We start from the raw sequence: 22254 nt of genomic DNA on the forward strand, positions 1-22254 counted from the left end.
GCCGCTCACTCCGCTGCCTGGATTTTTGCATCGACGCCTTCTTCCTGAAATGCAAGCGGCGCGGTTTCCGCCCTCGGCTTCTTCTTGCCAAGGTACGGGGCGATCGTGCCGACGATACCTTTTGGCAGGAACAGCGTGACGGCAACGAAGAGACCGCCGAGCGCAAAGAGCCAGAACTCAGGAAAAAGGCCCGTGAAGATGGTTTTGCCGCCATTGACCAGAATAGCCCCGATGATCGGACCAATCAGCGTCGAGCGGCCGCCGACGGCGGTCCAGATGACGACCTCGATGGAGTTTGCCGGTGCGAATTCTCCGGGATTGATGATGCCAACCTGCGGTACGTAAAGCGCACCTGCAATACCCGCCATCATCGCCGAGACGACAAAGGTGAAGAGCTTGAAGTGTTCGACGCGGTAGCCGAGGAAGCGCGTTCTGCTTTCCGCATCGCGCACACCGACCAGCACCTTGCCGAACTTCGAACGCACGATGGCCGAAGCAATCAGCAGCGACAGTGCCAGGAGGCTTGCGGTCGCGGCGAAGAGTGCTGCGCGCGTTGCGTCGGCCTGCACGTTGAAGCCGAGGATGTCCTTGAAGTCCGTCATGCCGTTATTGCCGCCGAAGCCCATGTCGTTGCGGAAGAAGGCAAGCAGCAGTGCATAGGTCATTGCCTGGGTGATGATCGAGAGATAGACGCCGTTGACCCTGCTACGGAAGGCGAACCAGCCGAAGACGAAGGCGAGCAGCCCAGGCACCAGCAACACCATCAGCGCTGCAAACCAGAACTGGTCGAAGCCGTACCAGAACCAGGGCAGTTCCTTCCAGTTCAGGAACACCATGAAGTCGGGCAGGATCGGGTCGCCATAGACGCCGCGCGACCCGATCTGGCGCATCAGATACATGCCCATCGCGTAACCGCCGAGCGCGAAGAAGGCGCCGTGACCGAGCGAAAGGATGCCGCAGAAGCCCCAGACGAGATCGAGGGCCAGGGCCAGCAGCGCATAGGTCAGATATTTGCCGAACAGCGCCATGATGTAGGTCGGGATATGCAACGGGTTCGCCGGACCTGTCATGAGGTTCAGAACCGGCACCAGCACGGCGACCATGAACAAGATGGCGATGGCAATGGAAATCTTGCGATCGAGAGACCGGAGAAGGAACGCCGTAATCATGCTTCCACCGCCCTTCCTTTGAGTGCGAAGAGCCCGCGCGGACGCTTCTGGATGAAGAGGATGATGAGGACGAGGACGAGGATCTTGCCGAGCACTGCGCCAGCGAAGGGCTCCAGGAACTTGTTGACGACGCCGAGCGACAACGCGCCCACCAGCGTGCCCCAAAGATTGCCGACGCCGCCGAAGACCACGACCATGAAGCTGTCGATGATGTAGCTCTGGCCAAGGTTCGGCGAGACGTTGTCGATCTGCGAAAGCGCCACACCCGCCATGCCCGCGATGCCGGAGCCGAGCGCGAAGGTGAAGGCATCGACCCAGCCGGTGCGGATACCCATGGACGACGCCATGCGGCGGTTCTGCGTGACCGCGCGCATTTGCAGGCCGAAGGCGGAGCGCTTCAGAAGCAGCAGTAAAGTCACGAAGACGATCATTGAAAAGACGATGATCCACATGCGGTTCCAGGTGATCGACAGCCCGCCGAGTTCGAAGGCGCCGGACATCCAGCTTGGATTGCGCACTTCGCGGTTGGTCGGGCCGAAGATGGTGCGAACCGCCTGCTGCAGGATGAGGGACACGCCCCATGTCGCCAGCAGCGTTTCGAGCGGGCGGCCGTAGAGATAGCGGATGACCATGCGCTCTATGACGAGGCCTACGAAGCCGGTGAATAGGAAGGCCGCCGGAATCGCAATCACCAGGGAATAGGTTGCAAGGTCGGGAAAGTTCGACGCGATATGTTCCTGCACGACGTAGGTCGTGTAAGCGCCGATCATCACCATTTCGCCATGCGCCATGTTGATGACGCCCATGACACCGAAGGTGATGGCAAGCCCGATTGCCGCGAGAAGCAGCACCGAGCCGAGCGACAGGCCGTACCAGACGTTCTGCACGATATCCCAGAGCGCCAGATTGCGCTTGATAGCGGCGATATTGGCCTCGATGCCGGCCTTCAGGTCGTCGGGTGCAGTCTCCATCGCGGTGGTCAGGATTGTGAGCGCATTGCGATCACCGCGCGCCGCGATTGTATCGATCGCCGCCTTCTTGTCTTCGGCGCTGACATCGCTCTTGAGCATCATGACGGCGCGGGCCGCTTCCATCGTGTTCTTGATTTCGGCATCCTTTTCATCGGCGAGCGCCGAGTTCAGAAGCTCGAGATTGGAAGGGTCGGAATCTTTCAGCAGCCCTTGAGCGGCGGAAAGCCGTGCTGAACGGTCCGGGCTCAGCAGCGTCAGCGTGCTCATGGCGCTGGCGATCACGCCGCGCAGGGAATTGTTTATCTTGACCTTGGACATGTAGTCCGGATCGATATCGGCGACAGCCTCGCCGGTGATCGGGTCGGAATAGGTCGGCTCGTGGTCGGAGCCACCCTGCAGGAGAACGGGGCCGCCTTCTTCGGAATTCACGTAAAGCTGGCCGTCACTCAGCTGCTGCAGGATCTGGCCGACATGCGGATCTCCTGAAGCCACAAGAGCCTTGATGGCAGCCTCGCGCTCCGGAAACCCGCCGGTGCCGAGTGCATCGACAAGGGCGTGGACATCGTCCTGCGCCTCGAGCGCCGTGGCGAACGTCGGCAAGGCAAGGCAGATCGTCAAAAGGAAAATCTTGATGGCGCGAAACATGGGGCTCTCTCGCCTGGCTTGTCGTTGGCCCTGTGGGCAGCAATCGGTCGGGACGGAGCTTCCGCCCGGACAAGGGATCCGGACGGAAGGCTTCAGGCAGTCAACGGATCGGGTTCGTACTCAGGAGCCCTTGCCGCCGCACTTGCCCGTTGCAACGTTGAAGTTGCCGCAGTTCATGGGCTTGCGCCAATCGGAGATCAGGTCCTTGGAGTCGGGCAGGAAGTCGGACCATTCGTCGCCGACGACGGCTGACGTTTCCTGGACGATTTCGAACTGTCCGTCAGCCTGGATTTCGCCGATCAGCACCGGCTTGGTGATGTGGTGGTTCGGCATGACGGTGGCATAGCCGCCGGAAAGGTTCGGAACCGTGGTGCCGATGATGCTGTCGAGAACCTTGTCGGTATCGGTCGTTCCGGCAGCCTGAACAGCCTTAACCCAGGCATTGAAGCCGATATAGGCGGCTTCCATCGGGTCGTTGGTCACGCGCTTGTCGTTCTTGGTGAAGGCGTGCCATTCCTTGATGAACTTCTTGTTGGCCGGGCTTTCGACCGACTCGAAGTAGTTCCAGGCTGCGAGGTGACCGACGAGCGGCTTGGTGTCGAGGCCGGCAAGCTCTTCTTCGCCGACCGAGAAGGCGATAACCGGGATATCGGTTGCCTTGATGCCCTGGTTGCCGAGTTCCTTGTAGAAGGGAACGTTGGCGTCGCCGTTGATGGTGGAGACGACGGCGGTCTTCTTGCCGGACGAGCCGAATTCCTTGATTTTGGAGACTTCCGTCTGCCAGTCGGAGAAGCCGAACGGCGTATAGTTGACGATGATGTCTTCCTTCGGAATGCCCTTGGATACCAGGTAGGCTTCCAGGATCTTGTTGGTGGTGCGCGGATAGACGTAGTCGGTGCCTTCAAGCACGAAGCGCTTTACGCCTTCCTTTTCCATCAGGTAGTCGACGGCCGGGATCGCCTGCTGGTTCGGAGCAGCGCCCGTGTAGAAGATATTGCGCGAAGACTCTTCGCCTTCATACTGAACCGGATAGAAGAGCAATGAGTTCAGCTCTTCGAAAACCGGCAGGACCGATTTGCGCGAAGACGAGGTCCAGCAACCGAAGACGGCGGCAACCTTGTCCTTTTCAATCAACTCGCGTGCCTTTTCGGCAAACAGCGGCCAATCGGAGGCTGGATCGACGACAACCGCTTCGAGCTTCTTGCCGAGAAGGCCGCCCTTCTTGTTCTGCTCATCAATGAGCATCAGCATGGCGTCTTTCAGCGTCGTTTCGGAGATAGCCATGGTACCGGAGAGCGAATGCAGAACGCCGACCTTAATCGTGTCGTCGGCAGCAGCGGCTCCGTGGAAGGCGGCTGACGCCGCCATGACGACGCCAAGCGCGGCGCCCGTTACATAGGACTTGAGATTCATCTGGTTGAACTCCCCTCTTCTTGTTCCGCAACAGGCCGGAAACGGAGATTAACTGTTGCTTAAAGAACTATCGGGGGCTGCAGCGCAAAACCGTATACGCAATATGACGTAGAGGTAGGGGCGAAATGGGAAGATCGGCGCGAGACGCGGCGGCGATTTGGACCTCACCGTAAGGGAAAGGTCTTGAGCGTCACCGCTGCCGTGCAGCCGTTGAGGCGATGGCGCAACACAGACATAGTGGATTTCCGAATTTTCGGGAAGGAATGCCGGAGCGGTAGGATTTGGCTGTGACAGACGCGTTTCAAAAATATAGCTGTTGTGTGAACTTGCTAGGCTGCAGCTCTTGCGTTTTCCGTCATTCCTGCCAAAGCTGCCTATTCAATGATCATTTTATCGAAAGCGCTAGAAAATAGGCATGGCAGCGCGCCAACGCATCATTCCGGTGAGACGCGAATATAATCGCTGGGTCGCGAACCAGACGCTGGAAGACTATGCGTTGCGCTTTACCGCCAAGAGCGCCCGGCAATTTTCCTCGCAGCGCATCTCGCAGACCGCAATCGGTGCGATTTCTTTTCTCGCGCTCGAAGCGATCGGCGGTGCGATCACGCTTTCCTATGGCACGACCAACGCCTTCTTCGCGATCGTCGTCGCCTCGATCGCCATGCTCGCGATCGGCCTACCGATCAGCCGCTATGCAATCAGGCACGGCGTTGACATCGATCTTCTGACGCGCGGCGCAAGCTTCGGCTATATCGGCTCGACGATCACCTCGCTGATCTATGCCAGCTTCACCTTCATGCTCTTTGCGATCGAAGCTTCGATCATGTCCGGCGCGCTGGAACTGACGCTCGGCATCCCGCTCTGGATCGGCTACATCGTCAGCGCCGTCATGGTGATCCCGCTGGTGACCTACGGTGTCAAGCTGATCAGCAGGTTCCAGCTCGTCACCCAGCCCTTCTGGATCGTGCTCAATATCCTTCCCTTCATCTTCATCGCGATCCTGGATTGGGAAAAATTCGATCTCTGGCGCGCCTTCGCCGGCATTCGTCACGCTTCGGGCCCGCCAGGTACAATCGCGGATTTCAATCTGATGGAGTTCGGCGCTGCTTCGGCCGTGATCCTTGCCCTCATGTCCCAGATCGGCGAACAGGCAGACTTTCTCCGCTTCCTGCCGCCGGACGGGCAGCGCAAATTGCGTCATCGGCTCGCCGTCTTTCTGGCCGGCCCCGGCTGGGTGATCATCGGCGCACCAAAGCTGCTTGCCGGCTCCTTTCTCGTCGTGCTGACGTTAAGTGCCGGCGTGGCCGTCGACCGCGCCGCCGATCCGGCGCAGATGTACCTGACCGCTTTCGGCTATATGATCCCTTGGCACAACGGGGCATTGCTGCTGATGGCGGCCTTCGTCGTCGTTTCCCAGTTGAAGATCAACGTGATGAACGCCTATGCCGGGTCGCTCGCATGGTCGAACTTTTTTTCGCGCCTGACCCACAGCCACCCCGGCCGCGTCATCTGGCTGATCTTCAACGTGGCGATCGCCCTGCTTCTCATGGAACTCGGCATCTACCGGCTGCTTGAGGAAACGCTCGGGATATTCTCGATCATCGCCATGGCCTGGCTCTGCACGATTTCGGCCGATCTCTTCATCAACAAGCCGCTCGGCCTTGCGCCGCCCGGCATCGAGTTCAAGCGCGCACATCTCTACGACATCAACCCGGTCGGCCTCGGCGCAATGGGTCTTTCGGCGACGATGGCGCTGATTGCGCATTTCGGCGCCTTCGGCGCAATCGCCGCTTCGCTTGCACCTTACATCACGCTAGTGATCGCGCTCACAGCCTCGCCGCTGATCGCCTGGGCGACGAAGGGCAAGTTCTATCTGGCGCGCAAACCGCGTCACAGCTGGAAGAACTTGCCGAACATCACCTGCTCCGTCTGCGAACATCCGTTCGAGCCGGAAGACATGGCCTGGTGCCCGGCCTATGCAGCGCCGATTTGCTCGCTCTGCTGCTCGCTCGACAGCCGCTGCCACGACATGTGCAAGCCGAAGGCGCGGTTCAACACGCAGGTTGGCACCGTCGCCAAGACCTTGCTGCCGGAAACGGTGATCGAGAAATTGTCGACCCGCCTCGGACGTTACGGCATCGCCGTGGTTCTGGCCCTGACAGCTGTCGGCGTAATCCTTGCGATGATTGCCCATCAGGTCGCCTCGGCCTCTCCCGAAACGGCGGAGGTCGTCAACGGCACGATCCTGATCGTCTTCTTCGTCTTCTCGGTGATCGCCGGCGTCGTCTGCTGGTTTTACGTGCTCGCGCATGACAGCCGCGTCGTCGCCGAAGAGGAATCTTCGCGTCAAAATACTCTGCTGCTGAGGGAAATCGCCGCGCACAAAAAGACCGACGCAGCGCTTCAGAATGCCAAGGAGGCGGCAGAAGCCGCGAACCGGGCGAAAAGCCGCTATGTCGTGGGCTTGAGCCATGAGTTGCGTACGCCGCTCAACGCCGTGCTCGGCTATGCCCAGATTCTGGAGCGCGACGAGACCATACCTGCACCGCGCCAGTCATCCATCAAGGTCATCCGCCGCAGCGCCGAGCATCTTTCCGGCCTGATCGACGGTTTGCTGGACATTTCCAAGATCGAGGCGGGCCGCCTGCAGGTCTATTCGAATGAGATCAACATCCACGATTTCCTCGACCAGATCGTCGACATGTTCCGCCCGCAGGCCCACGCAAAGGGTCTTGCTTTCAGGCATGACCGCTCTCAGTCCCTGCCGCAGTTCGTCCGCACCGACGAGAAACGCGTGCGTCAAATCCTCGTCAATCTGCTTTCGAACGCCATCAAGTTTACCGATGAGGGGAGCGTGACTTTCGATGTCAGCTATCGCAGCCAGGTTGCGACCTTCACCGTTTCCGACACCGGTCGCGGCATTGCCGAAAAGGACCTGAGCCGCATCTACGAACCTTTCCAGCGGGGTGAGGCCGACAGCATCCGCCCCATGCCGGGGCTTGGATTGGGCCTGACGATCACGCAACTCCTCACCAACACGCTCGGCGGTGAAATCGCCGTCGTCAGCGAGAAGGACAAGGGCTCGACCTTCCGCGTTCGCCTGATGCTATTTGCCGTGACGCGCGAAATGATCCCGCCGCCGCAGGAAAAGAAAATCGTCAGCTATGACGGCCCGCGTCGGACGATCGTCGTCGTCGACGACAACGAAGATCATCGCGAAATGATGCGAGAAATCCTGGTGCCGCTCGATTTCGTCATGCTGACGGCGGGCAACGGGCCCGATTGCCTCACTCTGATCGAAGGCATCCAGCCGGACCTCTTCCTCGTCGACATTTCGATGCCCGGCATGAACGGCTGGCAACTCGTATCGCGCCTGCGCGAAACCGGCCAGACCTCCCCGATCGTCATGCTCTCGGCCAATATCGGAGACGCGGCAGCTGCCGCCGACAGCGACGGCAGCCACAGCGATGCAATCGGCAAGCCGGTCGATATCAAGCAGCTTCGCGACAAGCTAGCGCTGCATCTTGGCCTGAAGTGGATCTATGCCGACGCCGCCCAGGCACCTATTCCCCTGGCTCAGCCGCCGATGAAAAGCCCAGGTAGCGCGCATATCGACGAATTGCTCCGCCTCGGCGAGATCGGCTATATCCGCGGCATCGAAGCCAAGCTTGCAGACCTTGCCAAGGTGGAGGCAAATCAGCCATTTACGGATGAACTCCGCACCTATGTCGCCGCCTTCGATCTCGCCGGCTTCATGACCTTCCTGCGCGGCTTCGACGAAAAGGTAGAAACCATTGGCTGAACCGGCCCTCCCCCGCGATATCGTTCTGCTGGTCGACGACTCCCCCGAGGCGCTTGGCTTCTTGACCGATGCGTTGGAGCAGTCCGGTTTTTCCGTGCTGATTGCAACCTCGGGCTCTGCAGCCTTGAATATCGTCGAGCGCATCACGCCGGATCTGATCCTGCTCGACGCGGTCATGCCTTCGATGGATGGCTTCGAGACCTGCCGCAAGCTGAAGGCCAATGCGGCCGTCAGCCAGGTGCCGGTGATCTTCATGACCGGCCTCACCGAAACCGAACACATCGTCCACGCGCTCGAATCCGGCGGGGTCGACTATCTGACCAAACCGATCAATATCGATGAGCTTCGCGCCCGCATTCGGGTGCATCTACGCAACGCGCGTTCGGCGCAAAGCGCCCGCGTTGCCCTGGACGCTGCTGGACGTCACCTGCTTGCCGTCAAAGGCGACGGTGCCGTTCACTGGTCGACGCCGCAGGCAACCCGCCTCGTCAATGCAGCGACGGGCAGTGACGACGGCATGGACATCGTCACCAATCATATTGCCGAGTGGATGAAAATGCGCGCTTCAGGCGGGCGCGATGCCGTCATCTCCATCGCAAGCGCGGGCCAGGCAACGCTTCAACTCGGTTTCCTCGGAACCATCGGACCCGACGAATATCTCTTCCGCCTGACCGCCGCCAATCAACGCAGCGACGACGCCGTGCTTCGCCAGCATTTCTCTCTGACCCAGCGCGAATCCGAGGTGCTGCTCTGGATCGCCAAGGGCAAGGCGAACCGCGATATCGGTGAAATTCTGGGACTGTCGGCACGCACGGTGAACAAGCACCTGGAGCAGATCTACGTGAAGCTTGGCGTCGAAAACCGCGCCTCGGCTGCGGTCAAGGCGGCGCATGTGCTGCATGAGATATGAGTTGTCTGGGCAGCTTATCGAGATCCCGACACGGCAAAGGCTGGAGATATTGATCCGGAAGGCGAAAGAACGCGATATCGTACGCATCGTGGAAATCCGAAACAGCGTTCGTGAAAACAGGCTATCCGATCCAGGCAAGATTACACTCGACGATCTGCGCTGGTTTATTGCAAACCCGGGAATATTCGTCTGGGAACAGGATGGCGAGGTCTTAGGTTTTTCCGCCGGGGACCCGCGCAACGGCAACATCTGGGCGCTGTTTGTCGATGATGCTTACGCAAAGCGCGGTATCGGAACGGCCCTTCTTGCCAGCGCCTGTTCGGTCTTGAAGAATGCAGGCCATGAGCGCATCTGGCTGACAACAGACCCGGGAACAAGAGCCGAGAAGCTCTATCGTCAAGCTGGCTGGGAACTGATTGGCGAGAAGGACAACGAACTGCTTTTCGAACTAAACCTGCCGACCGGCAGTGCCTGATTGGCACGCATTTCACAGTGGATAGGGATCCGCGCCTTCAGGTAGGAGAAATATTTTTACCAAGCTTAGGCAGCGATCCTTAAATCCTTTGCGCGTATGCAAAAGGCACCATAGGCGATTGAGCGGCGGACGGCGGCATGAAAAGCAGGCTTTACTATGTGGATCGGTTGAGGATCTTCGCCTTCGCCATTCTGCTCGTCTACCATTCGTCGGCGTCCTTCCTGCCCGACATCAACTGGCTGATCCACAGCGACAAGACAAGCGCCACGCTTTCTTTGGTCATGGACTTCCCGCGCGCTTGGCGGCTTGCGCTGTTGTTTTTCGTTTCGGGCATGGGAGCGGCCTTTACCTTCGGCTCGGCAGGCAGCCTGTCCTTCCTGCGCAAGCGCACGTTTCGTCTGCTAATACCCCTCCTCTTTGCCATGGCAGTGATCGTTGTGCCGCAGGTGTGGTACGAACGAATGTACGAGAATGGCTATCAGGGTTCACTTCTCGAATTCTGGACGACCCGCTACTTCACCGAAGGTCGCTACCCCAAGGGCAACTTCACGTGGGCGCATATGTGGTTCGTCGCCTATCTGCTGGTCATGTCGGTGATCTGCTATCCGATCTTCGGATACCTGGTACAGCCGGGAAACAAGATCGCAGCCTGGTTCGAACGCACTTCGAAAACCGGCTTCATCTACCTCTTTTTCCTGCTGCCGCTTGCACTCAACCTGGCGCTTTCGCCCTTCTTTCCGAAGCAAACGAATGCCCTCTACAATGACGGTGCGTGGTTTGCCGTTTGGGCAAGCTGGTTCGGACTGGGCTTCCTCATGGCCCGCCATCACAGTGCTCTAATCGAAACGATCATCGGCCGGCGATTCGTCAGTGCTGCGATCGCCCTGGTGACAAGCGGGCTGCTCTATCGCTACGCCTGGCTGGTGCCGGAGGACGAGGCGATCGGCAGCTACGCGCAAAATACGCCGCTATTCAAGGCAGGGATCTTCTTGCTGGCCTGGAGCATGATCCTGACCCTCGTTGGATTTGCGGCGCGTCACTTCAATCAGCCCAGCGAAAAGCTGTCTGGGCTGAACCGGCTGGTATTCCCGCTGTACATCGTGCATCAAACCGTAACGGTAGCCGCGCTGTACTATGTCCTGCCACTCGATATGCCGGTCGCCGTGAGCTATTCGATCGTCACGGCCGCCACCATCCTGCTTTCGGTGCTCTTCGCCGTTAGTGTCGACTTGGTGCCTGGCCCGGCACGTGTCCTGTTCGGCTTGAGCGATCATGGCAGGAAGATTGCAACAAGCGAGCCCGATCGGCAGCTCTCGCGATAGGTCATCCTGCGCCAAAGGGAACGAAATCAAACGACGCGATCGGGCGGCTCGCGCCCGTCGAAAAAGGCGGTGATGTTTTCCACCACCTTCATGCCCATTGCCGTTCGGGTCTCCTCCGTCGCGCTGCCTAGATGCGGCAGCAGGACGACATTCTCCATCGACTTCAGCTCTTCCGGCACCTGCGGCTCTGCTTCATAGACGTCGAGCCCCGCGCCGCGGATGCTGCCGCCCTGAAGGGCACTGATCAATGCCGCCTCGTCGACCACGTCGCCGCGCGCCGTATTGATCAGAAACGCGCCTTTCTTCATCGCCGCAAAGCGCGGTGCATTCATCAGATGCCGGTTCTGCGCACCGCCGGGGCAATGGAGCGAAACGAAATCGGAAGCGCCCAGCACCTCCTCCATCGTCGCCAGCTGGCGAGCCCCGTATCGCGCAGCCTCCGCGGCATCGATCGTCGAGCGATTGAAGAAGACGACGTCCATCCCGAAACCGAAATGGCAGCGCTGTGCAAAGGCCCTGCCGATGCGGCCGAATCCGATGATCCCGACCGTCTTGCCAGCCACCTTTGTGCCAATCATGTGCGTCGGGCACCAACCCTTCCACGCGCCGCTGCGAAGCTGGCGCTCGCCCTCCCCGCCCCGGCGGGCAACGGCGAGCAGGAGCAGCATGGCGATGTCCGCGGTGCAATCGGTGAGAACGCCGGGCGTATTGGTGACCAAGACGCCTTTCGCCTTGGCGGCGGCGATATCGATGTGATTGTAGCCGACGCCGAAATTGCCTAGAATTTTCGCGCGGGTATCACCTTCGAAAATGCTGGAAGGCAGCTTGTCGGAAACGGTGGGAAGGACCGCATCATAGGCTGCCATCGCCTGCCGCATTTGATCGAGACCAAGCGGAATATCCTCCTCGTTGAAGGTTACGTCGAAACGTTCGGCAAGGGCGGCTTCTGCCGCGGCGGGCCATTGGCGGGTGACGAGGATGCGCGGTGGGGACATTGGTGCTTCCGTCTCAAAATTCTACGCCTCAAAGAACTAGAGGATGACCGCAAGAATTGAAACGCCTGTCCAAAAAGAAAGAAGCCCGGTCGAGACCGGGCTTCCGTAAACGGTACTGGACCGTGCAAGCGAAGCTTACATACTCTGCGGGAAGTAGCTGTACTTGCCGTCCGGACCCTTCTTCCATTCGTACATGATGTAGCCCGGAATCTTCGGGTCACCCTTTTCGTCGAAGGAGATGTCGCCGAGAACGGTCGGGAACGGACCCTTTTCCTTCATCGCGGTTGCGACGGCTTCCGCATCGGTCGAACCGGCCGCCTTGGCAGCACCGGCGATCGCCTGCATGGCAGCGTAGGAGTAGAGAGTGTAAGCTTCCGGGTTGAAGCCGGCAGCCTTGAACTTCTCAACGAGTTCCTTGTTGGCCGGGTTGATCGTCGGATCCGGGCCGAAGGTGTTCAGCGTACCGGCAACTGCGTCGCCAGCGATGGAAGCAAGTTCGTTCGAGACGATACCGTCGCCCGAAACGAGCGTTGCCTTCAGGCCCTGGTCGGCAGCCTGACGGATGATGAGACCGGCTTCGGTGTGCAGACCACCCCAATAGATGATCGAGACGCCGGCTTCCTTCATCTTTGCGATGAGAGCGGAGAAGTCCTTGTCGCCGACATTGATGCCTTCATACATGGCTTCGGTAACGCCAGCAGCGTTCAGAGACTTCTTGGTCTCGTCGGCAAGACCCTGACCGTAAGGTGTCTTGTCGTGAACGACAGCGATCTTGGCGTCCTTGAAATGATCGGCAAGATATTTGCCGGCAATCGCGCCCTGCTGGTCGTCACGGCCGCAGGTACGGAATGTGTTCCACAGGCCGCGCTCGGTGAACACCGGGTTCGTTGCAGCCGGGGTGATTTCGAGGATGCCGTTTTCAGCATAGACTTCAGACGCCGGGATCGAGACGCCCGAGTTGAAGTGGCCGATCACGAACTTCACGCCGTCAGCGACGAACTTGTTGGCGACCGAGATGCCCTGCTTCGGGTCGGAGACATCGTCACCGAGTTCGAGCTTGATCTGCTCGCCGTTGATGCCGCCTGCGGCGTTGATATCAGCGGCTGCCTGCTCGGCACCCTTCTGAAGCTGAGCGCCGAACGCAGCGTTCGGGCCAGTCAAAGGACCGCCGACGCCAATGAGAATGTCGGCCCAGGCGTTGCCGCTGAAGGCGACCATCGCCGTCAGTGCCACTGCCGACAGAAGAGATTTCTTCATATTTTTACTCCCAATTTTTGGGCGGGTTCCGGTCCAAGGCCCGGCGCATTACCCACCATTGACTGCGCCAGGAAAGCTGTTCCACTCTGAAGGCAATTCATGCCTAGTTTCAACGGACTGTCAATGTTTGTCCTTCCACGAGAACGCGGAAGTTTTTTCGTACAGCCAGTAATAGTTGTTGACCATCTGATTGGTGCGGCGATAACGGAAACCCGCCGTCGAGAAGACGAGCAGCAGCACGAAATCGATGATGTAAAAGAAGGCGCTGAGCATCGGCCCGTTGAAGAGCGCATGATGCAGGAACTGCATCACCCAGGCGAGCAGGAAGGTGTAAACGACGACCAGCGGATAGTTGCTCCAGCTTTCAGCTGCAGCCCTGCCGGCGCGCCATGCCGTCCAGAACCCGATCAGCACGACCAGCCCGCGGATGACCATCCGCACGCCCGTATCCGGTTCGAAGAAAAGTCCCTGCATATCAAACTCTCCCTTCTGCCCGGCTCAATGTCTTCCGCCTTCGAGATAGGCGGCACGGACTTCCGGATTGGCGAGCAGTTCCTTGCCGGACCCGCTCATCGTTACCTTGCCGTTCACCATCACGTAAGCGCGGTGCGAGAGCTTCAGGGCAGCAAATGCATTCTGCTCGACGAGGAAAACGGTGAGGCCTTCCTGCTCGTTGAGCTTTTTGATCGCCTCGAAAATACCCTTGACGATCAGCGGCGCGAGACCGAGCGACGGCTCGTCGAGAAGCAGGAGCTTCGGGCGCGCCATCAGCGCACGGCCGATTGACAGCATCTGCTGCTCGCCGCCCGAAAGCGTGCCGCCGCGCTGCGCGTGGCGTTCCTTAAGGCGCGGGAACAGCGTGAAGATCTTCTCGACGTCCTCGTTGAAATGTTTGAGGTTGTCGAGGCCCGCACCCATCTGCAGGTTTTCCGTGACCGTCATCCGCGGGAAGATGCGGCGGCCTTCCGGCGACTGCGCAATGCGAAGCCGCGCGATGTCGTGCGTCGGCATGCGAGTGATGTCGCGCCCTTCGAAGATCACCGCGCCGGTGCGCGCCTGCGGGCTGCCGCAGATCGTCATCATCAGCGTCGACTTGCCAGCGCCGTTGGCGCCGATGAGGCTGACGATCTCACCCTTGTTGACGTCGACATCGATGCCCGCGAGCGCACGGATATTGCCGTAATAGGTTTCGACGCCCTGAACCTTGAGAAGCTGTTCGCCGGCCATCAGTTTGCGCCCCCTTCGAGGCTCTCGACAGTTGCGATGACCTCTTCCACTTCCTTGTCCTCGACACCGAGATAGGCCGCGATGACCCTCGGGTCGTTCTTCACATGATCCGGCGTGCCATCGGAAATCTTCTGCCCGTATTCCAGCACCACGACATGGTCGGAGATTTCCATGACCACCGACATATCGTGTTCGATGAGCAGGATCGACGTACCGGTATCGGCGCGAATTCCCTGCAGCAGTGCGTTGAGAGCCGCCGATTCACGTGGATTGAGGCCGGCGGCGGGCTCGTCCAGGCAGAGCAATTCCGGCTCGGTGCACATGGCGCGGGCGATTTCGAGACGCCGCTGCGCGCCATAGGGCAGATCGCCTGCAGGGTCGTCGGCGCGGCTGATCAGATCGGCCTTTTCCAGCCAGAAGCGTGCGAGCTCGATGGATGCTGCAGCCTCTTTCCTGTAAGGGCCGATGTTGAGAAGGCCGAGGATCGTATAGCCCGATGCCTTCATCAGCTTGTTGTGCTGGGCAACGAGCAGGTTCTCCAGAACGGTGAGGCCCGAGAACAGGCGGATGTTCTGGAAGGTACGAGCGACCCGGGCTTCCTTGGTGATGCGGAAATCCGGCAGGCGCTCGAGCAGGTACTGCTTACCGCTCTGCTGGTTCAGTGTGATCATTCCCATCGTCGGCTTGTAGAAGCCGGTGATGCAGTTGAAGACGGTGGTCTTGCCGGCACCGTTCGGGCCGATCAGCGCGGTAATATCACCGCGCTTGGCTTCGAAGGAGAGGTCGTTGATGGCCATGAGGCCACCGAACCTCATCGACAGATGCTCGACTTTGAGCAGGGTATCGCTGGACATTGTCGTCATTTCTACGGGGCTCATCAGCCGTGCCCCTCCTTGATAAAGCTTCCGGAAACTGCCCTGCGCTCCTTGAGGAAGGCAGTCGGTTCACGCGAGCCGACGAAGCCGCGCGGCTTGAACAGCATGACAACGACCATGGCGAGCCCGAAGAGAAGCATGCGGTAGAGTTCCGGCGTGAAATCCGGACCGAAGACGGCTTTCAGGAAGTCCATCTCGCGCAGCAATTCCGTCCCGCCGACCATGACGAGCGCAGCAATCGCAATACCGGTCAGCGAGCCCATGCCGCCGAGGACGACGATGGCCAGGATGACGGCCGATTCGAGGAAGACGAAGGATTCCGGAGAGACGAAGCCCTGGCGCACTGCAAAAAACGAGCCGGCAAAGCCGCCGAACATCGCACCCGTCGCAAAGGCTGTGAGCTTGGTCGTGACCGTATTGATGCCGAGGGAACGGCAGGCGATTTCGTCTTCGCGCAGCGCTTCCCAGGCGCGACCGATCGGCATGCGGCGAAGCCGGATCGTGACGTAGGCCGTCAGCATGCAAAGTCCCAGGATCAGATAGAAGAGGAAGATCTTGTAATAGGCCGACGACATTGGAAGGCCCATGAGCTTGGCAAAGCCGCCCGACGTCGCATCGAAGGGAATGCCGAACAGCGTCGCCTTCGGGATGCCGGAGATGCCGAAGGTACCCTTGGTCACAGCCGTCCAGTTGATGAGCACGAGACGGATGATTTCACCGAATGCGAGCGTCACGATGGCGAGATAGTCGCCGCGCAAACGCAGGACGGGGAAGCCGAGGATGACACCCCAAAGCGCCGCCAGGATGCCCGACATCGGCAGCAGAAGCCAGAAGGACAGGCCGAAATAGCTGGAGAGCAGCGCATAGGAATAGGCACCGACCGCGTAGAAGGCGACGTAACCGAGGTCGAGCAGACCGGCAAGGCCGACGACGATGTTAAGGCCCCATGCGAGCATCACATAGATGAGAATCTGGATGCCGAAGTTGTCGACCCATTTCAGCGAGCCCTGCGCGCCGAAGGCCGCGTAGATGGCCACCGGATAGAGCAGAAGTGCGACAAGCGCGATTTTCAGGAAATGCTGACGGAGAAAACCCTTCTCGGTCGAGATGTCGAGCTCGCCGTGCTTCGCCTTGGCAAGCTTGCGCTTGTCGATGTTCGGCTTGACGAAAACGACGATGACGAAGCGGCTGATCGCGGCGATCGCCACAAAGATCGCAAGCAGGCCCCACCGCTGAACGATGATGAGCTCGTTGTTGATGTTCTGGTCGGTCTTGAGGCCGACATAGAGAACGAACAGACCGAGAGAAAGGAGGGCCGCGAATAAAGCTTCCGTAAGGCCTTTCTGGACAAGCCCGGGTGCGAGCTTGCCAGCAGGATTTTCGATGTTTGCCATGATGTTATACCTTCTCGACTTCCGGCCGTCCGAGAATGCCGGTCGGCTTGAAGATCAGGACGAAAGCGAGGATCGCAAAAGTCGCGACATCCTTGTAGGCGATCGTGAAATAGGCGGACCAAAGCGATTCGATGAGGCCGATCATCAGTCCGCCGAGAACAGCCCCCGGCAAAGAGCCGATGCCGCCGAGAACGGCTGCGGTAAACGCCTTGACGCCCGGCGTGAAGCCGTCGTTGAACGAGGCGACGCCATAATACATCAGGTACATCGTGCCGGCGACTGCGGCGAGTGCCGCGCCCATGATGAAGGTGATGGAGATCGTCTGATCGACATTGACGCCGAGAAGAGCGGCCATTTTGCGGTCCTGCTCCGTCGCGCGCTGGGCGCGTCCGAGCGCCGTGCGATTGACGATGTACCAGAAGGCGGCCAGCAGCACCACGGTGATGACGATGATGATGATCTGCTTCAGCGAGATCGAAATACCGCCGATATTATAAACCGAACCGACGAGCGGCGGAATCGGCTTGTTGCGCGGACCCTGCGTCACCTGGATGAAGTTGGACAGGGTGATCGACATGCCGATCGCGGTGATCAGCGGCGCCAGGCGGAAGGAACCGCGCAGCGGCCGGTATGCAACACGCTCGATCGTCCAATTCCATAAACTCGTCATCAGCATCGCAACGATAAGCATCAGCAGCAGAAGAACTGCGACCGGAACGCCTGCAAAGATGGATGTGAGAACGAGAAAGACGATAAGAGCGGCAAAACCACCGAGCATGAAGATATCGCCATGGGCGAAATTGATCATGCCGATAATGCCATAAACCATCGTGTAGCCAATAGCGACAAGGCCATAGATGGATCCGAGCGTCAGCCCATTGAAGAGCTGCTGGACGAAATACTCCATATGTCATTTCCCCTGGATGCGAGCCAACATGACTGCATCTCTTTTTGGTCTGTAGTTCCCTTTTATCGGAACCTCATATGCGGCATCCATACCGTTTTCCGTGAAAATGTGAAGACAAAAAGGCTTTACTGGGTCAGATTCTTGGCGAAACGGACGTAAATGGCGCGTTTCCGCCCAAAATCCACACTAAAGAGGCATTCCCTGAGGAAATTTTAGCCAGAAACCGGCTGTGGATTAACCAAATCGCCTGCGAGGCGGGCAGCTTTAAGCATGGCACTTATTCCATAAAACCGGAACTTTTGGCAAATTCCTACGAAATTCAAAGGCCGGACGCGAAAAACGTTTCAAACGAACGGCCTGCCGGGCGTTGCAATTAGCAAATGCGCCAGTGCCAACTTTCACGGATTCCAGCCGCCGCTGCCATAAGGACGCGTGATGATTTCGAGCAGGTGACCGTTCGGATCTTCGAAATAGAGACCGCGTCCACCGTCGTGGTCATTGGTTTCGCTTGGCTTTCTCTGGCCGGGATCGGCCCAGTAGCGCAGGTTCCGCTCTCGAATTCGATTGAATATCGCGTTGAATTCAGCGTCGCCGACAAGGAAGGCGTAGTGTTGGCTTACGATCTCACCCTTCGTATCCATATAGTCGAGATTGGCATCGTTGTCGGTCGTGACCATGTGGAACGGCCCCCACCGCCGCGGCGGCGACAGGCCCAGCATATCGGCCAGGAAATCTGCCGAGGCCTTACTGTCTCGAGCCGACAGAATAGTATGATTGAAGTGGATGGCCATCTTGGTCTCACGAAAATGAGGCGGAGCTTCAATGCGGTGGGTTTCGCCGGTTAACACGCCCGCCCGCCTCTTTGTTCCGGGCAGTCACACCTTGAGCTGAGGGGGGCGAATGTTGCACGAGCACAAAAGTGGGCCGCTTCATCGGAAAACGTGCACCTTAAGTTAAAATCCGTCGCTTCTCGGGAGCTGCCATTTGCATAGCGAGAAGTCGAGCCGAATTCGATCCTTTCCCACGCCCTCTGACTTCAAATCTCTTTCGAAGCAACGTAAACTCCCATCGGTGGAAGGGCCTTGGCGGGCCCGGAGCAGATCGGGCGGGCGGCATGAACGAGGTGAGCGGGAATTGGCGCGACGGTTCAGGCGCGGCGGTGCGGCCGCCGATCGCCTGGGCGCTCGCTGTAGTTGCCGGGCTCGCGCTCGACTGGCTCTATCAGCTGCCGTTCATGCCGGCGGCCATGCCGGCCGGCGCTCTCGGCGGCATTGTGTTCCTCGCCGGACTGGCGCTGCTGATCTGGGCGGCGGGGACCTTCCGCCGTGCGGGGACGCAGATCCAGACCACCCAGCCAACGGCGACCATCGTCGACCAGGGACCCTACCGCTTCACGCGCAACCCGATCTATATCGGCATGTTCCTCGGCCTCATCGGCTTGGCCATCGCTCTCGACAGTCTGTGGCTCGTCGTCCTGCTGGTGCCGTTCTATCTCGTCATCCGCTACGGCGTGGTCGCCCGCGAGGAGGCCTATCTCGAGCGGAGGTTCGGGGACATCTATCTCGCCTACAAAGCCCGCGTCCGGCGGTGGCTGTAGCGGACGAAGACGGATCAACCTGCTGGAACCGCAGATCGGGTCGAGACGCGACATTCGCGGCATCATTGGCAAGGTCGGGCTCGGTGGCGCAGAACAGATATGCCTTTGCGGCGACCGTCGCGGCCGCCGTCGGCACCGCCCTTACGATGGCAGCTGATTGCCGGCCTGCTCGCTGACAATGTACTCGGCGTACCAGTCCGGCCAGCCCTCATCGTACTCGCCCGTCAGCTTCTCGTGCTCGCCATGCGCGGTAGCCGCACGCCGGAGGGCTGCCGCGAGCTCTGTCGACGAGGTGAATGTCGTGGCGTCGGCGTCCACGCGTCCGGGCAATCGGGCGGTAATCTCCTGGAGCAACCAGCCGTTGCCATCTGGATCGCTGAATGAGGCGAACGAGCGGTAGCTGCGGTGCTCGGGATCCGGACCAGGGATCCGGAGCTGCCCAAACAGGTAGGGTTCGTCGGTGCCAGCGTAGACGCCGCTAGCGTCGTGAAACACCTCGCTGACCTCGACCCCACGCCCAAGCAACTCGCGTCGGGCGGCAGTGATATCGGAGACGATCAGGTACAAGCCCCGCGCGGAGCCGGGTGCTGCTGCAGTGACGTTCTGGCCGAAGATAACCGAGCACCCGGAGCCAGGCGGCGTAAACTGGATTACCCGAAAGCCCTCATCGGCGGCGAAGTCGGCGTCGAGCCTCCAACCCAGATCGCTGTAAAAGCCCTTGGCGCGATCCACATCCGAAACAGGAATAACGACGATCTCCAGCTTCATGTCGATCGTCTGCGTTCTCGGGGTCTCGACAACCGTTTTGATGTGCTCCTGGCTGTTACTCATGTGGAGTTCCTTAAGGTTGGCAGCCTTCAGGGCGGCGGCACATGCCCAAGCGAGTGGATCACAGCGGAGGGGTGCAGTCGAATCAATTATGATGTGGTGCTAATGGACCTGCGCTAATCTTCGTTGTGGAGAATTCCGATTGTTTTGAGGACCCACTTGCCCGTCGTGTGGCCCGTTGCCATCGCGGTCGCCAGCAATCTACGGCTATGCCCCGCGTAAAAAGGTGGCTCGATCACCATATATGTCTTTATACTGCTTCCGGATGCTGACATCCGTTGAGGGGAATATGTTAGCGATATTCGAAAAGGCGGCGCTTGAGGCGGGTAGAACGATCATCGCGATCTTCGACGAAGGGTGCGCTGTCGCGACGAAAGCTGATTCAAGTCCCGTGACCCGCGCGGATGAAGAAGCGGAGCGGATCATCCTTGCCCATCTTGCACGCAGCTATCCAGATATTCCGGTGATTGCCGAAGAATCGGTGGCGGCCGGCCACGTGCCGGATATCGAGGGTAAGGCTTTCTTCCTTGTCGACCCACTCGACGGCACGCGCGAATTTGTCGACAGGCGGCGGGAATTCACGGTCAACATTGCCTATGTGGAGCATGGCGTGCCGCATGCGGGCATCGTATATGCACCGGCACTCGGTATTGCTTTTGCAGGCAAGGCAGGACACGCGGAAAAACTCCTCGTCGGCAGCGATTTTAAAGTGACTGAACGCATTGCAATCACGGTCCGCCCACCACCTGCCAAGCGCCTCGCTCTTGCCAGCCGCAGCCACAAAAATCCCGCGACCGACAGCTTTCTCATCGAGCAGGCGATCTCCGAATGCACCAATATCGGCTCTTCGCTGAAATTCTGCCTGCTTGCCGAGGGAAAGGCCGACGTCTATCCGCGCTTCGGCCGGACGATGGAATGGGACACGGCGGCGGGCGACGCGATCCTGCGCGCTGCGGGCGGCACGACCGTTACCATGGACGGATTACCGCTGACCTACGGCAAAACCGGCGACAAGGCGGATTTCGACTTCGCCAATCCCGACTTCATCTCCTGGGGTGGCAAGGAAATGGCTGTGCGGATGCAAATGGCCTCGGGCGAAACCCCTTAAAAATCAAAAAAAGAATGGCGTGCAGCTGACCGTGACGGCGAAGGCAGCCCTCCCGCCCGCAACCCCGTTGGATGGAGGGCTATCTAGCGGGCCGTAGACTCATAAGCGCGGAGCCAAAGCCGCATGGAGGCGAGCTGAACCATAGCGAGAAGTTGACGGCGAGCTGGTCGTATCGGGTGGCGACGCCGCGTGTCAACTACAACGTGTATCTTCGTCGTGAGCCCGCCGCGCGATCGACCGAGACAATGATCTGGGACCTTTTTTGCCGTCGCAGCCTGCTGGTGGGCGCCAACGGAAGTGCTGTCGATCATCTGGATCTCACAGTCTTGCGCAGCCGTGATACTCTCCATCACCCGGCCCCACATGCCTGCCTTGCGCCATCGCACGATGCGGTTGTAACAGGTGGTGCGCGGACCATAGCGCTCGGGCAGGTCGCGCCAAGGCGCACCAGATCGCAGCACCCAAAAGATGCCGTTCAGCACGCGTCGATCATCGACACGCGGAACACCTCATGGCTTGTTTGGTAGCAGCGGCTCGATCACGCGCCATTCAAAGCCTGTCAGGTCATATCGGCTCATGGTGAGCCCTGAATCAGAATCCGGCGCGATGTGAAAGCGGTCAGTCGGTAAACGGCCACAAAGCGGCCAATCATTCAGCGAAATCTAGAGTCGGCTTCGCGCCTGCATGGCGCCGTTGGACACAGACTTATTCGATCCCGTAAGCGGGCGTTCGGACATTGTAGCCGCACGAGTTGCGCCCGCACCTTTCGGCTCCGCCATGCTCGCCGACATGACTTTCGTCGCCTAGCCGCTGCCGGGCCAGTTCGGCGAGTTCAATCGCCTCGACTTCAAGGTAAGTATGGCCCAAATGGCAACGCAACAGCCCGTCTATCGACTTGGAATCCTGAGGCCGCTCCAGGGGCGCTACGACCCCTTCTTGACGTCTGGAAGGTTCGTCACGCCATCCGCGATTGCGCGCGCAAACGCCCGCAGTGTTGCCGTGTAATTGGTGAAGCGCTTCTTATCGAGCTTGATCGGATCGCCCTCCTTGAGCGCGATATTGCGCCCTGCCGCCGTCGTTACTCGGGTGATCGCCTTGCGGTTGAACACCTGGATGCCGTGAGCGCAGAGATTGCGGACCGTCACCGCTCGACGACCGCGCGCGCTTGCCGCCTTTGATCCCGACCAGTCGCGGCCGCCCGCTTTTAAGATGGCATCGCTCCAAACTTCCATTGCTACGTCAGTGACGTAGCGCTCGGCTGCGTCACGATTCGGTTTGAGTCAAGAAGATTCCGGCTTGTGGGCCGGCTATTTTGCTGACATTGTTAATGTTTGGGGTTGCACTGTGGCAGGTGTTCAA

General features: G+C 59.5%; 19 protein-coding genes and 1 pseudogene. 6 read left to right on the forward strand and 14 right to left on the reverse strand.

Features of this window, described 5'->3' with window-relative positions:
• Nucleotides 1-5: 5 nt before the first annotated feature.
• The 3 genes from urtC to urtA all read right to left on the reverse strand — a co-directional run bounded on the left by urtC (nt 6) and on the right by urtA (nt 4198).
• Nucleotides 6-1169, reverse strand: coding sequence for an urea ABC transporter permease subunit UrtC (gene urtC, locus RGR602_RS14410; protein WP_039845673.1), 1164 nt, complete (start codon nt 1167-1169; stop codon nt 6-8).
• A complete protein-coding gene (urtB, locus tag RGR602_RS14415) occupies nt 1166-2785 on the reverse strand; it encodes an urea ABC transporter permease subunit UrtB (protein WP_039845674.1) in 1620 nt (539 codons plus the stop codon). The genes urtC and urtB overlap by 4 nt, the downstream gene beginning before the upstream one ends.
• A gap of 120 nt (nt 2786-2905) precedes the next feature.
• Nucleotides 2906-4198, reverse strand: a complete 1293-nt coding sequence (urtA, locus tag RGR602_RS14420) for an urea ABC transporter substrate-binding protein (RefSeq protein WP_039845675.1) — start codon at nt 4196-4198, stop codon at nt 2906-2908.
• 415 nt (nt 4199-4613) lie between these two features.
• Here urtA and RGR602_RS14425 point away from each other — a divergent pair, with 415 nt between their 5' ends.
• The 4 genes from RGR602_RS14425 (at nt 4614) to RGR602_RS14440 (ending at nt 10707) form a co-directional block, all read left to right on the forward strand.
• Nucleotides 4614-8000, forward strand: coding sequence for a hybrid sensor histidine kinase/response regulator (locus tag RGR602_RS14425; protein ID WP_039845676.1), 3387 nt, complete (start codon nt 4614-4616; stop codon nt 7998-8000).
• The gene (locus RGR602_RS14430) at nt 7993-8910 is read left to right on the forward strand and encodes a response regulator transcription factor (RefSeq protein ID WP_039845677.1); all 918 of its coding nucleotides are present in this window, start codon (nt 7993-7995) and stop codon (nt 8908-8910) included. The genes RGR602_RS14425 and RGR602_RS14430 overlap by 8 nt, the downstream gene beginning before the upstream one ends.
• 1 nt (nt 8911) lies before the next feature.
• On the forward strand, nt 8912-9385 hold the full coding sequence (locus RGR602_RS14435; protein ID WP_223843942.1) for a GNAT family N-acetyltransferase: 474 nt from the start codon (nt 8912-8914) through the stop codon (nt 9383-9385).
• A gap of 137 nt (nt 9386-9522) precedes the next feature.
• Nucleotides 9523-10707: an acyltransferase family protein gene (locus RGR602_RS14440; protein WP_052451567.1), complete on the forward strand. Its 1185-nt coding sequence runs from the start codon at nt 9523-9525 to the stop codon at nt 10705-10707.
• 26 nt (nt 10708-10733) lie between these two features.
• Here RGR602_RS14440 and RGR602_RS14445 read toward each other — a convergent pair whose 3' ends face one another.
• From RGR602_RS14445 to RGR602_RS14480, 8 genes are all read right to left on the reverse strand, one after another.
• The gene (locus RGR602_RS14445) at nt 10734-11702 is read right to left on the reverse strand and encodes a 2-hydroxyacid dehydrogenase (protein ID WP_039845678.1); all 969 of its coding nucleotides are present in this window, start codon (nt 11700-11702) and stop codon (nt 10734-10736) included.
• A 135-nt stretch (nt 11703-11837) separates the two neighbouring features.
• Nucleotides 11838-12959 (reverse strand): branched-chain amino acid ABC transporter substrate-binding protein, encoded by a 1122-nt coding sequence (locus RGR602_RS14450; RefSeq protein ID WP_039845679.1) that lies wholly within the window; start codon nt 12957-12959, stop codon nt 11838-11840.
• Nucleotides 12960-13079: 120 nt separating this feature from the next.
• Complete coding sequence (locus RGR602_RS14455; protein WP_039845680.1) at nt 13080-13433, reverse strand: DUF6867 family protein; 354 nt, start codon at nt 13431-13433, stop codon at nt 13080-13082.
• A 24-nt stretch (nt 13434-13457) separates the two neighbouring features.
• On the reverse strand, nt 13458-14186 hold the full coding sequence (locus RGR602_RS14460) for an ABC transporter ATP-binding protein (RefSeq protein WP_022716961.1): 729 nt from the start codon (nt 14184-14186) through the stop codon (nt 13458-13460).
• Nucleotides 14186-15064 (reverse strand): ABC transporter ATP-binding protein, encoded by an 879-nt coding sequence (locus RGR602_RS14465; RefSeq protein WP_039845681.1) that lies wholly within the window; start codon nt 15062-15064, stop codon nt 14186-14188. Before RGR602_RS14465 ends, RGR602_RS14460 begins: the two co-directional genes overlap by 1 nt.
• Nucleotides 15064-16455 carry a high-affinity branched-chain amino acid ABC transporter permease LivM gene (gene livM, locus RGR602_RS14470; RefSeq protein ID WP_039845682.1) on the reverse strand — a complete coding sequence of 464 codons (1392 nt, stop codon included), beginning with the start codon at nt 16453-16455 and terminating at the stop codon, nt 15064-15066. The genes RGR602_RS14465 and livM overlap by 1 nt, the downstream gene beginning before the upstream one ends.
• A 4-nt stretch (nt 16456-16459) precedes the next feature.
• Nucleotides 16460-17362 (reverse strand): branched-chain amino acid ABC transporter permease, encoded by a 903-nt coding sequence (locus tag RGR602_RS14475; RefSeq protein ID WP_039845683.1) that lies wholly within the window; start codon nt 17360-17362, stop codon nt 16460-16462.
• Between the two features lie 398 nt (nt 17363-17760).
• On the reverse strand, nt 17761-18153 hold the full coding sequence (locus RGR602_RS14480; RefSeq protein WP_039845684.1) for a VOC family protein: 393 nt from the start codon (nt 18151-18153) through the stop codon (nt 17761-17763).
• Nucleotides 18154-18476: 323 nt separating this feature from the next.
• On the opposite strand from RGR602_RS14480, the gene RGR602_RS14485 reads away from it, so the two are divergent.
• Nucleotides 18477-18959 (forward strand): methyltransferase family protein, encoded by a 483-nt coding sequence (locus RGR602_RS14485; protein ID WP_039845685.1) that lies wholly within the window; start codon nt 18477-18479, stop codon nt 18957-18959.
• Between the two features lie 141 nt (nt 18960-19100).
• Here RGR602_RS14485 and RGR602_RS14490 read toward each other — a convergent pair whose 3' ends face one another.
• Nucleotides 19101-19790 carry a VOC family protein gene (locus tag RGR602_RS14490; protein ID WP_039845686.1) on the reverse strand — a complete coding sequence of 230 codons (690 nt, stop codon included), beginning with the start codon at nt 19788-19790 and terminating at the stop codon, nt 19101-19103.
• 286 nt (nt 19791-20076) lie between these two features.
• On the opposite strand from RGR602_RS14490, the gene cysQ reads away from it, so the two are divergent.
• A complete protein-coding gene (gene cysQ / locus RGR602_RS14495) occupies nt 20077-20895 on the forward strand; it encodes a 3'(2'),5'-bisphosphate nucleotidase CysQ (protein WP_039845687.1) in 819 nt (272 codons plus the stop codon).
• A 179-nt stretch (nt 20896-21074) separates the two neighbouring features.
• Here cysQ and RGR602_RS35650 read toward each other — a convergent pair.
• Nucleotides 21075-21473, reverse strand: a pseudogene (locus RGR602_RS35650) (IS5 family transposase); the annotation flags it as partial.
• A 345-nt stretch (nt 21474-21818) separates the two neighbouring features.
• Complete coding sequence (locus RGR602_RS14505; protein WP_039845689.1) at nt 21819-22127, reverse strand: hypothetical protein; 309 nt, start codon at nt 22125-22127, stop codon at nt 21819-21821.
• Between the last annotated feature and the right edge of the window lie 127 nt (nt 22128-22254).

The organism is Rhizobium gallicum bv. gallicum R602sp, from assembly GCF_000816845.1.
GTDB lineage: Bacteria > Pseudomonadota > Alphaproteobacteria > Rhizobiales > Rhizobiaceae > Rhizobium > Rhizobium gallicum.